This is a genomic window from Devosia soli (assembly GCF_000970455.1).
GTDB lineage: Bacteria > Pseudomonadota > Alphaproteobacteria > Rhizobiales > Devosiaceae > Devosia > Devosia soli.
Map to the genome: position 1 here is coordinate 33,595 of NZ_LAJG01000005.1, position 12,656 is coordinate 46,250.

General features: G+C 58.8%; 16 protein-coding genes and 1 tRNA gene. 3 read left to right on the top strand and 14 right to left on the bottom strand.

All coding sequences use genetic code 11. The features are described from left to right. Positions 1 to 49 precede the first annotated feature (49 nt). The 6 genes from rplL to secE all read right to left on the bottom strand — a co-directional run bounded on the left by rplL (position 50) and on the right by secE (position 3,301). Positions 50 to 427, bottom strand: coding sequence for a 50S ribosomal protein L7/L12 (gene rplL, locus VW35_RS00705; protein WP_046141118.1), 378 nt, complete (start codon positions 425 to 427; stop codon positions 50 to 52). Between the two features lie 57 nt (positions 428 to 484). Next, positions 485 to 1,003, bottom strand: a complete 519-nt coding sequence (gene rplJ, locus VW35_RS00710; protein WP_046141119.1) for a 50S ribosomal protein L10 — start codon at positions 1,001 to 1,003, stop codon at positions 485 to 487. 298 nt (positions 1,004 to 1,301) lie between these two features. Beyond that, positions 1,302 to 1,994 (bottom strand): 50S ribosomal protein L1, encoded by a 693-nt coding sequence (gene rplA, locus VW35_RS00715; protein WP_046141120.1) that lies wholly within the window; start codon positions 1,992 to 1,994, stop codon positions 1,302 to 1,304. 5 nt (positions 1,995 to 1,999) lie between these two features. Then, positions 2,000 to 2,428 (bottom strand): 50S ribosomal protein L11, encoded by a 429-nt coding sequence (gene rplK / locus VW35_RS00720; RefSeq protein ID WP_046141121.1) that lies wholly within the window; start codon positions 2,426 to 2,428, stop codon positions 2,000 to 2,002. A 111-nt stretch (positions 2,429 to 2,539) separates the two neighbouring features. Beyond that, positions 2,540 to 3,070 carry a transcription termination/antitermination protein NusG gene (gene nusG / locus VW35_RS00725; RefSeq protein WP_035080778.1) on the bottom strand — a complete coding sequence of 177 codons (531 nt, stop codon included), beginning with the start codon at positions 3,068 to 3,070 and terminating at the stop codon, positions 2,540 to 2,542. A 36-nt stretch (positions 3,071 to 3,106) separates the two neighbouring features. Beyond that, positions 3,107 to 3,301 carry a preprotein translocase subunit SecE gene (secE, locus tag VW35_RS00730; protein WP_046141122.1) on the bottom strand — a complete coding sequence of 65 codons (195 nt, stop codon included), beginning with the start codon at positions 3,299 to 3,301 and terminating at the stop codon, positions 3,107 to 3,109. Between the two features lie 220 nt (positions 3,302 to 3,521). On the opposite strand from secE, the gene VW35_RS00735 reads away from it, so the two are divergent. Together VW35_RS00735 and VW35_RS00740 are read left to right on the top strand one after the other, a co-directional pair. Beyond that, positions 3,522 to 3,824, top strand: a complete 303-nt coding sequence (locus VW35_RS00735; protein ID WP_152662422.1) for a hypothetical protein — start codon at positions 3,522 to 3,524, stop codon at positions 3,822 to 3,824. 77 nt (positions 3,825 to 3,901) lie between these two features. Then, positions 3,902 to 3,977: transfer RNA gene (locus VW35_RS00740), tRNA-Trp, on the top strand. Positions 3,978 to 4,448: 471 nt separating this feature from the next. Here VW35_RS00740 and VW35_RS00745 read toward each other — a convergent pair. From VW35_RS00745 to VW35_RS00760, 5 genes are read right to left on the bottom strand one after another with little or no spacing between them, the layout of a single operon-like run. Further along, positions 4,449 to 4,838: a hypothetical protein gene (locus tag VW35_RS00745; protein ID WP_046141124.1), complete on the bottom strand. Its 390-nt coding sequence runs from the start codon at positions 4,836 to 4,838 to the stop codon at positions 4,449 to 4,451. Then, positions 4,831 to 5,007, bottom strand: coding sequence for a hypothetical protein (locus tag VW35_RS21450; protein ID WP_161796832.1), 177 nt, complete (start codon positions 5,005 to 5,007; stop codon positions 4,831 to 4,833). The genes VW35_RS00745 and VW35_RS21450 overlap by 8 nt, the downstream gene beginning before the upstream one ends. Position 5,008: 1 nt before the next feature. Beyond that, entirely contained in the window at positions 5,009 to 5,275 is a 267-nt protein-coding gene (locus VW35_RS00750) for a hypothetical protein (RefSeq protein WP_046141125.1), read from the bottom strand. A gap of 6 nt (positions 5,276 to 5,281) precedes the next feature. Beyond that, entirely contained in the window at positions 5,282 to 5,812 is a 531-nt protein-coding gene (locus VW35_RS00755; RefSeq protein ID WP_046141126.1) for a hypothetical protein, read from the bottom strand. After that, a complete protein-coding gene (locus tag VW35_RS00760; RefSeq protein WP_052954045.1) occupies positions 5,809 to 6,738 on the bottom strand; it encodes a glycoside hydrolase family protein in 930 nt (309 codons plus the stop codon). Before VW35_RS00760 ends, VW35_RS00755 begins: the two co-directional genes overlap by 4 nt. A gap of 114 nt (positions 6,739 to 6,852) precedes the next feature. On the opposite strand from VW35_RS00760, the gene VW35_RS00765 reads away from it, so the two are divergent. Then, positions 6,853 to 8,880, top strand: a complete 2,028-nt coding sequence (locus VW35_RS00765; protein ID WP_052954044.1) for an acyltransferase family protein — start codon at positions 6,853 to 6,855, stop codon at positions 8,878 to 8,880. Here VW35_RS00765 and VW35_RS00770 read toward each other — a convergent pair. Genes VW35_RS00770 through VW35_RS00780 form a run of 3 tightly spaced genes read right to left on the bottom strand, consistent with a single transcriptional unit; the run spans position 8,833 to position 12,630 of the window. Continuing rightward, a complete protein-coding gene (locus tag VW35_RS00770) occupies positions 8,833 to 10,053 on the bottom strand; it encodes a hypothetical protein (protein ID WP_046141127.1) in 1,221 nt (406 codons plus the stop codon). The two genes, VW35_RS00765 and VW35_RS00770, sit on opposite strands and share 48 nt — an antisense overlap. 24 nt (positions 10,054 to 10,077) lie before the next feature. After that, positions 10,078 to 12,132, bottom strand: a complete 2,055-nt coding sequence (locus VW35_RS00775) for a phage tail protein (protein WP_046141128.1) — start codon at positions 12,130 to 12,132, stop codon at positions 10,078 to 10,080. Next, complete coding sequence (locus tag VW35_RS00780; protein ID WP_161796833.1) at positions 12,133 to 12,630, bottom strand: DUF6950 family protein; 498 nt, start codon at positions 12,628 to 12,630, stop codon at positions 12,133 to 12,135. It abuts the gene before it with no gap. Between the last annotated feature and the right edge of the window lie 26 nt (positions 12,631 to 12,656).

Here is a 12,656-nt window from a genome sequence, read left to right on the forward strand (position 1 = left end):
AGATGGCACATATAGCGCCACCTCGCCGATTTCAAGTGCTAAAGCGAACTTACTTGAGTTCGACCTTGGCGCCAGCGTCTTCAAGCTTCTTCTTGATGTCTTCAGCTTCAGCCTTCGAAGCGCCTTCCTTGACGGCCTTCGGAGCGCCTTCAACGAGAGCCTTGGCTTCGCCGAGACCCAGACCGGTGATGGCACGGACTTCCTTGATGACGTTGATCTTGTTGTCGCCGAAGGAGGCGAGGATCACGTCGAATTCAGTCTTTTCTTCAGCGGCCGGAGCGGCAGCACCGCCACCAGCGGCAGCAGCGACAGCAACCGGAGCGGCGGCGGAAACGCCCCACTTTTCTTCCAGCATCTTGGACAGTTCGGAAGCTTCCAGAACGGTCAGGGCAGAGAGATCATCAACGAGCTTGGCGAGATCGGCCATTTTATACTCTTTCCAGATAGGGTTTCAGTTCGAACAGGTTTGTTTGGTCGGAACGGCTTATGCCGCTTCGCTCTTTTCGGCGTGCGCTGCGAGGACGCGAGCAATGCCCGCACCCGGCTGCACGAGAATGGAAGCGATGTTCTGTGCCGGCTGCTTGACCAGACCTGCGAGCTTGGCGCGCAGTTCGTCGAGCGAGGGCAGAGTTGCCAGGGTCTTGACGCCGTCGACGTCAAGCGCAGTCGCACCCATTGCGCCACCGAGAATGACGAACTTTTGGTTCTTCTCGGCAAAAGCCGCTGCGATTTTCGGCGCAACGATCGGGTCTTCAGCGTAGGCAATCACGGTCGGGCCGGTGAACAGGCCCGAGATGTCCGCGACATCGGTTTCCTTCAGAGCGAGCTTGGCAAGGCGGTTCTTGGCGACCTTGACCTTGCCGCCTGCCTTCTTGACCTGCACGCGCAGATCAGTGAACGCAGCAACGGAAAGACCAACGTTCTGCGCGATGACGATCGATCCAGCGCCCGCGAGGGCTTCCTGGAGCGAAGCGACGACTTCGCGCTTTTCCGCTTTTTCCATGCTAGTCTCCAATTAGACTAGGCCCAGTATGCCTGAAGGCATGCAGGGACCATTGCCATTTGCTGCCTCATCCCCTTGCGGAGCGGAGAGCAACGGTTAGGTGCCTGCCAACCGAGCGCCCGGACGGGCCACTGGTTTAGGTTCGAACCGAAATCGAAATTTCGGTGTCTCACCCCGTCTATTGCTGGCTCCGGATGGAATTAACGACCCAAAGGATCGACCGGCAGTCTCGGACAGGACTTCTGCCCCTCTATTCGAGAGGCGACACCGGGCGGCGTGAACCGCCCGGAATTCTTTATTAGAGCGCGGTACCCGGCTCGACGTGGACGCCAGCGCCCATAGTCGAGGAAACGGCAACCTTCTTGACGTAGGTGCCCTTGGCGCCAGCCGGCTTGGACTTCACGACAGCGTCGGTGAAGGCCTTGATGTTCTGGAGAAGCGCTTCTTCCGAGAACGAAACCTTGCCGATACCGGCGTGGATAATGCCGGCCTTTTCGACGCGGTACTCGACAGCGCCGCCCTTGGCAGCGCCGACAGCGCCCTTGACGTCCATAGTAACGGTGCCGACCTTGGGGTTCGGCATCAGGTTGCGCGGCCCGAGGATCTTACCGAGACGGCCGACGAGCGGCATCATGTCCGGGGTGGCGATGCAGCGATCGAAATCGAGCTTGCCGCCCTGGATGGTTTCGAGAAGATCTTCCGCACCGACGATGTCAGCGCCGGCAGCCTTGGCCTCGTCAGCCTTGGCGCCACGGGCGAACACGGCGACGCGAACGGTCTTGCCGGTGCCGTTGGGAAGATTGACGACGCCACGAACCATCTGGTCGGCGTGACGCGGGTCGACGCCCAGGTTCATCGCGATCTCGACGGTTTCGTCGAACTTGGCCGAAGCCTTCGACTTGACGAACTTCACCGCTTCTTCGAGCGAGTAGAGCTTGGTGCGGTCCAGGCCTTCACGACCAGCGGCGACCTTCTTTGCGATCTTTGCCATTGTTATCAGCCCTCGACCTGGATGCCCATGGAACGGGCGGAGCCGGCGATCATCGAGATTGCAGCCTCGACGTTGTCGGCGTTGAGATCAACCATCTTCTTCTCGGCGATTTCACGCAGCTGAGCCGTCGTGATCGTGCCAGCCGAATCCTTGCCCGGAAGCTTGGAACCGGACTTTAGGTTCACGGCCTTCTTGATGAAGTAGGTCACCGGCGGCTGCTTCATCACGAAGGTGAAGCTCTTGTCGGCATAAGCGGTGATCACGACCGGAATCGGAGCACCCTTTTCGATCTCCTGCGTGGCCGCGTTGAAGGCCTTGCAGAATTCCATGATGTTAAGGCCGCGCTGACCGAGCGCGGGGCCGATCGGCGGGGATGGGGTTGCCGAACCAGCGGCAACCTGCAGCTTTAAGTAGCCAACGACTTTCTTCGCCATTTTCTATCCTCTTAGTGCCGAAGCCGGCAGTTGAGCCGTGGTGCGGTTTCCTGACGCCGGCAAGCGCCATCCCCTTCCACGGGTTTTACGCAGCCGAAGCTACGTAGGGGGTCAGACCTTTTCGACCTGACCGTATTCGAGCTCCACAGGTGTGGGGCGCCCGAAAATCGAAACTTCCACCTTGAGGCGGGAGCGCTCTTCGTCGACTTCTTCCACGATGCCATTGAAGCTGGCAAAGGGACCGTCGGACACGCGAACGCTTTCGCCAACCTCGAAGCTGACGGAAGGCTTTGGATGCTCGACGCCTTCCTGCACTTGCTGCAGGATCGACATGGCTTCCTTTTCGGAGATCGGCATGGGCTTGTTATCAGCACCCAAAAAGCCGGTCACCTTCGGCGTATTTTTGATCAGATGGAAAGTCTGATCGGTCAGATCCATCTTCACGAGCACGTAGCCCGGGAAAAACTTGCGTTCCGTATCGACCTTGCGGCCACGACGGATCTCGACGACCTTTTCGGTCGGCACGATGACGTCGTCGAACAGATGCTCGAGCTTGGTCTGGGCGACCTTTTCCTTGATCGCGTCAGCCACTTTGCGCTCGAAGTTCGAGTACGCCTGAACAATGTACCAGCGCTTGGCCATGCCGCCTCGCCGCTCCTCGTTAGTCGCCCGGTCCGCTTAGCGGATCGAAAGCATCAAAGACACCAGCCACGAGATCACCTGATCGGCGACCAGGAAGAAGATGCTCGCAAAGATCACCAGAACCAAAACCATAATGGTCGAAATGATAACTTCATTCCGTCCCGGCCAAGTGACCTTCGATACTTCCGTGCGAACCTGCTGGAAGAAGGTGATCGGATTGGTACGGGCCATTGGTGGTCGATTCCGGTTGTCTTGGTGCAAAACCAAAGGCCGCGCAGGACTCCCGCACGGCCGGATTGGGGCTATCTAATTAATCTTGGGTGCAATTGCAACCGCCAATCGCGCCGCCCCTCGCGAGAGGGACGACGCAAAGCTACAACAGCCGTAAAGCATAGTTGCAGAAAACTGTGGAAGTCTCTTGCGTCCGGCAATGCTTTGGAATTGGATCAAAATGCGGCCAAAAGGTGGCATCGAGGGATACGCCGTCATGTCGTTCGAGATCAAGTCCTGTCAGCTTCTGCACTTCGGGCCGCACACCGCGATTCCCGGTCGCGTCACGGGCGTCGTGCGTGTGCGCATCAGCGAGGAATTTCTCGCGACACGCACCGAATATACCCTCGACCTCAAGGTGAAGGCCGATATCGGCGCGGCGAGCTCGGAAACGGTGCGGCACGCCCTCCTCGCGCATGCGGCCCGCCAACTGAACAAGCTCAAGACGCGGCATCAGCAGCGTGTCACCGTGGCGGCTGAATAGAGCTCGAAGTTTTGTGCAACTTGGCCACGACCCACTTGCGCGTGGCCGTCTTTGCCGTTAGACACTGCCTCGCCTGAAGGGGTTTAGCTCAGTTGGTAGAGCATCGGTCTCCAAAACCGAGGGTCGTGGGTTCGAGTCCCCCAGCCCCTGCCAGGCATAAGTAACTGAAACCGTTGAGATTTTCTCCGGTCGACATTCAGAACAGAATGGAACAGGTAGACACCTTTCACCGAAGGGTAGTCACTTCTGTTCCTGCTTCGCTCCATCGTCGCGACTGTAAATCTGCTCCCGCCACTTCCACACAGTGAGCGCCGAGGGCCGGCATATCATCTAGCCAGTATGCGGAAAGCCATAGCCATGCCGAGTCGGGCGCCCGCATTTCGAGCATGTCGTGAATAGCCGGTGCGGGCTCGCGCTATCGCCATAGACCTTCGCCAGATCCGCCGCGAGAAACGTCCTGGTGCGCCAACATGAATTGCACCGGACGATCAGCGTTCGATTGTCGATCGCCATTCCACCAAGGGTCATTGCCTCGATGGTGCGACGACTCGGTGTCATGGACATGGTGGGCCTCGATATGCACGAGGGGCCGAGTCCTATAACGGGAACGTAAGCGGAACAAGATCAATCCCGATCACCTTTGGTGGCGGCCACGAGAAGGGTCACGGCACACAGCAAAAGGTACATGAAGAATGGCGACCAGTAGCTGTCCACGAGCCACTGCGGACGATCAAGCTGCCGGAACACGATCCCATAGACCCGGCCAGCAAAGATGCTCACAAGCACCAGACATAGGCCAAGAATGCCCCAATCTTCCGTCCGTTGAGCGCCGCGCCAGAACACTCGCCAGCCTGTTGGCGCCCAGCGCCAGAGGCCGGCGACGCAGGCGGCAATCATGACGACGGCTGTCGCGTCCGCCATCTGGTCGGGCGTGAAAAAGAGCGTGGAGACGCCAAACACTGCCGCCCCACCCAGACCAACAAGGAGAGCCCAATTCTTCAGGAAGTCAGGCATTCCGCTCCTCCAGCATGCGACGCATCAGGTGTTCGATATTGTTGCGCCGATGATCAAGCGCGTTGATGCCGGCCTGGAGCTCGGCGCGTTCGAGCCGCCGCAATTGCTCTGCCTCTATCCGCTGCCGACGGCGATCCATGTGTTTGGTCAAGTTAAGCCAGCCGAACATCTCAGCGCCTCCCTTGGTCCATGACAAAGGCTTCGGCTTTCTCCAGCGCGGCGACTGCCGTCGTGACGCTGACAAGCGAAGTCCGGAGGTCATCGCGCCATCCCTTCTCGAGCTCAGCTATGCGCTTGTCCTTGCCATCGATGACACGCCAGCCAAAAATTACGACTGCGACGAGTGTGAGAGCTAGTGCGACCACCGTCGCGCCAAGCGTGCCGGATTGAAGGAACGGCTCTGCGGTCTTGGCCGCGAGATCGGTGGCGGTCTCCATTTGGGCTTAGCTCACCCCCGCTTTCTTTTCTTCGCTCCGCTGGTAGATCTGGACACCAAGAACGGCACAGCCCGCGATAAACATGAAGGTGAGGAATGTGGTCACTTCGCCCAGCTGCTGCAGTGTACCAAGTTGCCGCGTCCACATAAGCCAGCAGATCGTGACGCCGACCATGCCAAACATCACCGTAAAGACGATGGCGAAAAGCGGACGCCACAGCTTCGACAGGATGCCTTCTTGGTTCGCGTCAAGCATAAGCACCTGATGATAGCTCACCATGGCATCTCGGTTCGCCTCGGCAATACGCGCCATGTCCTGGACGAATTGTTGTTCAACACGCTGAACGACGACTGCCGACGACGGATCGGCATCAATCTTCTCGGCGATCGCTTCGCCAGTCGCCTCGGTGCCGAGCGCTTCGGCCAAGCTATCGATGGCGGCGCCGGCGATCTTTCCGCCAACACCGCCGATCTGCTGCTCGACGACAGATTTAAGAACGGGCGCGCCGGCCCGAATGAGAGCGTCAGTCCAGCTCATGCGAGCCTCCGAAGTGTTGCATTGATTTCGTCGCGGTAGCGCCAGGCGAGCCAGATCAAGCCGATGACGACGATCGACACGCCGCCCCACAGCAGCCAGTCGCCAACGCCGTCGGGCACGTTCTGCAGGCCATCAGCGGCGCCAGTAGCGTTCTCGGTAGCACCGGCACCGGCAGTCGTGCCGCCGGCCGCCACGGTTCCGCCGGCCTTCTTGCGAAGATCGATCGTGCGCTGGAGCGCCGCTAGCGTCGCAGGCCCAATGACGCCATCGACCTTTAGGGCGCCGTGATCTTGCTGGAAACGAAGCGTTGCGGCCTTGGTTCGCTGTCCAGGCACGCCGTCTGCCGGCCCCGGCTCATAACCTAGCGCCTTCAGCCAAAGCTGAGCCTGACGAACATTCTCTGATGGCGTATGCGTCGCCGGCGCGACATCACCCTGCCCCAGCCACGACGGCCAGCGATTGAACTCAGCAATGTCGGCTTCTTCGTTCCGGCGTCGCGCGATGCCCGGAAGCCACTTGCCCTTGGCAGTGACAGCCGTCTTGCGCCACAGGGCAGCGGCGCCCTTGATATCGCCGCGGATGAGCGCTTGAAACCACTTCCATTTTAGCGACCCGGCGCCGGCGTTGTAGACCATCGAGTAGGACGCATCGCGGACATTCGCCTTGGCAGATGCAATCTTGGCATCCACCGGCGGCGCGGCCTCGGTCTCGATGATCAGCTTCAGGATGCTATGGGCGTCTGCCTGGCTGATGGTATCGCCCCGTTGGAACTTGCGACCATAGCGGGTCTGCCACCAGTTGCGGAAAACCGCAGAGCCCCAAGTGAAGCCGTAGCCGATCGTCGGCACATGTACCGGGTCGAGATAGTAGGTGGACACGAAACCTTCATGGCCGCCGATGAACTGGGTGATCTTAGTGGATGCCATGATCAACCTCGCAGACGTGCAGAAGCGCGCGGTCAAAGCCGCGTTCATTGGCCATAAAGGCCTCCTGTGGTGATTGGTGTTGAAGGAGGGTTAGAGCCGTGGCAATGAGCGGCTATGAGCACAAAGCCAGCCTATCGCCCTGATATCGACGGACTTCGCGCGGTCGCGGTACTTTCGGTTGTCCTTTACCACTACGGGGCGACTTGGTTGCCCGGTGGATTTACCGGCGTTGATATGTTCTTCGTCATCAGCGGCTTCGTCATAACTGCGAAGCTCAGAAAAGATATTGCTGCCGGCGAGTTCTCCATCCTCGGCTTCTATGACGGCCGAGTGCGCCGCATATTCCCTGCTTTACTAACGATGCTTGCCGTCACCATGGCGGCTGGCTGGTTCATCCTAGCTCCGGGTGATTATGCCGATCTCGGTGAGAGCGCCGCTTACGCTGCATTCGGTCTCGGCAACCTGTTCTTTTTCTGGAACACTGGATACTTCGACCAGGCATCTGAGCTGCAGCCCTTGCTCCACACCTGGTCGCTCGGTGTCGAAGAGCAGTTCTATGTCGTGTGGCCCGCCGTTCTTTGGCTGGCGATGTCGTTTGTTCGCTCACGACTGGCACTTGCTGCCGTGTTCGTGGTCATTGTGGCGGCCGGGCTCGTCTATGCCCAGGCTCTGCTCGGCACCGACCCCAAGGCAGCCTTCTACCTCCCACACCCGCGCGCATGGGAATTGGCCATTGGCGCAGTATTAGTTTTCCTCCCTGCAATTACGAGTCGTGTCATCAGCCAACTTATGGCAGCAATCGGCGTTGCGCTGATCGGCTACAGCCTTCTCGCCATCCACGCCCAGGATGCCTTTCCGGGCTTGAATGCCGCTTACGGCTGCATAGGCGCTGCACTTCTGATCTGGCCCAAGGAACATTCCTTTTTCGCGGCGGGACTATCGCTGCGGCCCGTCGTGTTCATCGGACTGATCAGCTACAGCTTATATCTCTGGCACTGGCCGGTGCTGGTGCTGTATCGGCACTATCTGAATGGGGCAATGCCTAGCCCCGCGGAATCAATCTCGCTCGGGGTGCTATCCTTGGCAATCGCGTGTGGTTCCTGGCGCTGGATTGAAAGGCCGTTTAGGCGGCCATCCATCGCCGTCGTTCGCTGGAGAATGGTTTCCGCTGGCATGCTGTCTTCAGCAGTGGTTGCCTTGACAGGATATTTCATCCTCGCGAACGACGGTGCCACATTGCGCATTCCAGATAAGGCAATGCAATTGAGCGGGCTTGACAGGATGTGGCATTGGGATTGCCCCGAGACTATCACTCTGCCAGGTTTATCGTTTCCTAGCTGCGTGCTCGGCCGTCCGTGGGAGACATCGACGCGGAAGGCCATCCTGTGGGGAGATAGCCACGCGGAACACCTTGCGCCGTACATGCATCAAACTGCGCTTGCAGAAGATAGTTCAGTCCTTCTGGTGAAAGAAACTCTCGCAGCGGGATGCCCCGCAATTCTCGATGGCGCAACGGTTCTACGCGATAACCCAGACGACCCAAACTATGACGCGAACTGCATGGCCCAGAACAAATCTGTTAGGGCATGGCTCAGAACGAATAGAGATGTGCGTCTGGTTATCCTGTCCAGCTCATGGCCTAACTTGAGCAGGGTTATTCACAGCCCCGGATCGTCCCAAACAAATGGCCCACAGCTGATTGGCGAAGGGATAAGCCGATTGGCCGCTGAGTTTCCCGACCGTCAGTTCGTATTGCTAAGTGACGTTCCCCAGTGGCGGCAAGATCCCACACCGTGTGCATTTGCCAGGGCAGCAGGCCTTCTCCGAACCGACTGTGACATCGATGAACTACAGGTTTCTATGCTAACCGAGGCCCAGTTCACCACCACCGCTGCAATCAAATCTGCTGCGGCAGCGGCTCCCAATGCCCACTTCGTTGATGTAATTGATCGATGGTGTTCTTCTGGGGAGTGCCCAGCATTCGTTTTGGGAGACTTTCTCTTCCGCGATGACGGACATCTTAGGCGTAACGTCAGTGATGCAGTTGCGTCCGAGGCGGCTTACCTAATGAGCCTTGAGAAGGCATTTCAGCCGCTAGACAATTTGGTTCGTGGCGTTGCCGCTGTTGTTGATCGGCGATAGGCCGCCAGCTACAATGTTGCCGATAACTTTACAGTACTGCGCTCCAGCGCCGAGCGTTAGCCCTGCAGCACAATGGTTGAGAGCAAAAGTGTGCTCGATACCGAATATCAGCGTGCCAGCTGGATCAGCGTTTCGACAATTTGTGATTTTGGTGCGACCTGTGGTCGTATTTCCGAAATTTATCCCAGCAAATACGCATCCATCAAGTATCGTATAGTCCCCGTTTCGAAGATCGATAAATGGCGTCCCGCCCGTGTGGACACCTGTGAAATGTCGGTATCCGGTGGTGGTGGCTTCCGTCGCCGGCATGCGCACGGCGTATCCGGATGCACTTTGGATTAGGCCCCCATTCATATGGAAACGAATACCTTTGCCGCCGGTCGGGAACTCCAGGCAATAACTTGCCATGTCGATCATATAGGGGTCGTCAATAACTTGATCGGACCCTGTATCAATCACGACCCCCCGCCCTGACCAATTTGCTGAATTGCCTCTCAACGCAGGGCTGACGAGCTTGGCGCCGTCGCCCATGATTATCATGTCGCCGTTGAACACCTTGTCCAGGATCCGGTCGTTTGAGGCATAGCCTCGCTTCGCCCATTCCACAGTAACAAAATCAGGGACCACCAGACCTGAGGTTAGCAAATGGCCCGCAGCGATGTAGCCTTTTGTAGCCTTGGCACCGCAATAATTCAGCATAGCCTGGATGGCAGCTGTCTGCTGGGCATTGGTTCGCGACGCCACCCCGCCAAACATGAGCTCGTTTGGAAATGCCTCATCCACATCCCACCAGCCGCCATTCGATCCATCCGTTGAACCATTGGGAAGGAACCGATCGATCGAGCGGATGCCGGCGCCATGGGTCGGTGCTGACGCGACGCGTTTCCACTGAGCCGAGCCGCCGTCACCAGGAACGGCATAGCCAGCCACTCGCAAAACCTTGGTACCAGCCCGGATTGTCGCGGCCTGCACCGTGGCAGTGCTGAGATAAACTGGGACAAAGCTATCGCTAAGAGCGTTGAGGTCAACTAGGCCATCGGCGAGACCTCCGGCCGACCCAAACAACTGGCTCAGCAGCTGGATCACCTCGTCTTTATCAACCTGATGCTTACCGCTGTCCGGCACGCCATCAGTCTCATAGCGGCGGAAGACCTGCGCAGGGGTCAGGGTCATGACGTTCCTCGATCTTTGGAAATATTAGGAGACCGTGACGGCTCCAGTGGGAACTGGCGTCGCTTCGACACCAGATCCATTAATGGCAACGACAAAGCCGTAATAGGTATCGGCAGCGAGACCGGTTACAGTTCGCCCATCGGCCGAGCTGGGTGCGCCAAACTCCGTGGCACGCAGAGTCGCCCCGGTCATCGTGTTGGTGGTATTGGTGTAGAGCCGCGACCCGACATAGTTGGCGCTGTTCGGCGCGGTCCATGAGAAGGCGATTTGGCCTGTCCCGCCGGTGGCAGCTACCCCCGTAACGGCGCCTGGCGCGACCGGATCAGCAGTTGTCGTAAGAACCTGGTAATCAGTCCACGCCGACGAGGCGCCGACCGACCAGGTCCGAGACCGGAACTTGTATTGCACACCATCAGCTAGATATCCGGTTCGCACGGTTGTCGCCCCGGCAGCGCCCATCACGCTCTGCGTCGTGCCTCCCGCAGTTGGCACCCATTGCAGCTCATATTGGAACGTTGAGCTCTGCCCCGTGAAAGTTGCCCTGGCATAGGCGGCACTTGCCCCGCCGCCGACATCTTCGGTCTGGATCGTGACGTCAAAGCCCAGCGGCAGCGGCACCTCCTGCCGTTCCACCGGAACGATATTAGATCCTGGCACACCCTCCTGCGTCGCAGAATTAAACGCATAGAGCAGCTCGCCGGGGATGACGATTCCCTCGAATTCATAGGTCAGGGCACGCAACGACAGAACCGGGCGGCCAGTAATCTCGACTACGGCTTCCGTCATCTTGGGAGGATAATGCACGGTTACAAACCGGCGATACGGCACATCGCGCGCAGGCTCATAATGGGCCACGATTTTTACACGCGGCGCATTGGCCCGGATGTAGGCGATGGCTTGCAGCCGAGCCATATGATTGTGCGACTGCACCGCCTGGTTCTCAACCGTCTTGGTGCGCTCGTCATCGCTGGGATACGGTACGCCATAGATTGCAGCATCGGCTGTGTTGTAACCCTTGGCCGGGTCGGTATAGCGGCCGCGCACGGCTAGCACATTTGTCGACCGGCGCTTGTTGGGATCAAAGTTGACCGAAATCAGATCGTCGGCCGTCAAGCGCACATCGGGCGCGACGAATGTCCCGGCGTGAACGCCAACCTTTCCGTCTGGGCGCTCGTAAAGCACCAGCTCCGCCGCCTGGTCCATGAGCCGACCAATCTGCACCGGATCATTATTAGCGCGGAACCATAGCCCCCCATGGTAACGCTTTTCCGTGCCCCCTGAGCGGTTGACCACGGTCTGGTCGCAGACGTCGGCGGCATGTGCCCAATCAGGGGTGTAAAGATCGTCACGTGTCAGTTTGCCACCAACAGGGTGGGTCAGGTGCCAGTAGCGGAAAATAGCGAGGTTGGTGCTATAGCCGGCCAGGCCGGTGCGCGGGTCGATTAGCCTGTCGTGACCGTCGATGATCGCTTGCAGTTGCGGCATGCCAGAAGGGTAGACGCGCTGAAGGTCTTCAGCAGGAACCGACTCGACCCGCAAGAATGTGGTGGCCAACCCATCGCCCCGATGATCCGGACCCCAGATTGCTGGAAAATAGGCGATGATGTTGGGATAAGCCGTCGACGCGTTGTCACCAAGCCGGGTCTCGATAGCGACATTGTCTTCGAAATGGCTTGGCGAGGTTACGATCCCGCTGCTGACCGTGACTGCTTCGTCGTGCAGAAAATGCTGCACGTAACCTTTGATGTGGTGGGCCGCCTGAACCGTGACGTGAAACGCCACGCCCTGCGTTTCTTCGAGGAAGGCATAGTCTCCCGCCTTCTTGACCCTACCCAGCACATAGACCAGCGGCGGGACGCTCTGCTTCAGGTTGAACTTGCCGTCTTCGGGCTTCGGTGCTTCCGGCTTCTGCGGCGCAAACGCCTGCGACACCAGGAAAGCGGCGCCGGCTAGCAATAGGTAGGAAGCCCCCAGCGCGATCGTGCCGACCGCGGCGCCAAAGGCCAGGCTTGGAAGGCCGATAGCGATCAAGGTGTTGGAAATCCAAGGAACCAGCACCGTTGCAAGAGCTTGAGGCATCTAGACCCGCCATAAGGAAAGAGGTTTTGCCGCGAATAGGGCCCAGGTTGGGCGACCGTCCTTGGCCAGCCAGCGCACAAGCCATTTGTGGCCCTGCCAGATCGCGCCCCATTGTCTTGCCGAGTTAGTCGCCGAGCCGATGACCGCTACAGCACCAAATTCGGGCTCGTGCAGAGGCTTGAGACCAATGGATGCGGCACATGCCTGGACAACATTGGGAAGACCTCCAGCGGCCGCTAGAATCGCCCGGCATCCATCTTCGGTGTCATATTGCCCGCGAAGATGAGGTGCCGGATCCGAATGGCCGCAAGCAATCGCCCAATCGGCTAACAAAAGAGCGCAATCGGTCTGGCCCCAGACGAAGCCTACGGTCTGCTGATCAATGAATCCCTCGAACCGAGCCATCCGCTCGACAAGGTTAGGTTCGCCATGATGGCGACGGATCGCCTTTACCGCGCCGATGGATACGCACGGCTTCTCGCCCGCTGCCTCGATCAAGGCGCGGGTATCGTAACGGGTCCAGT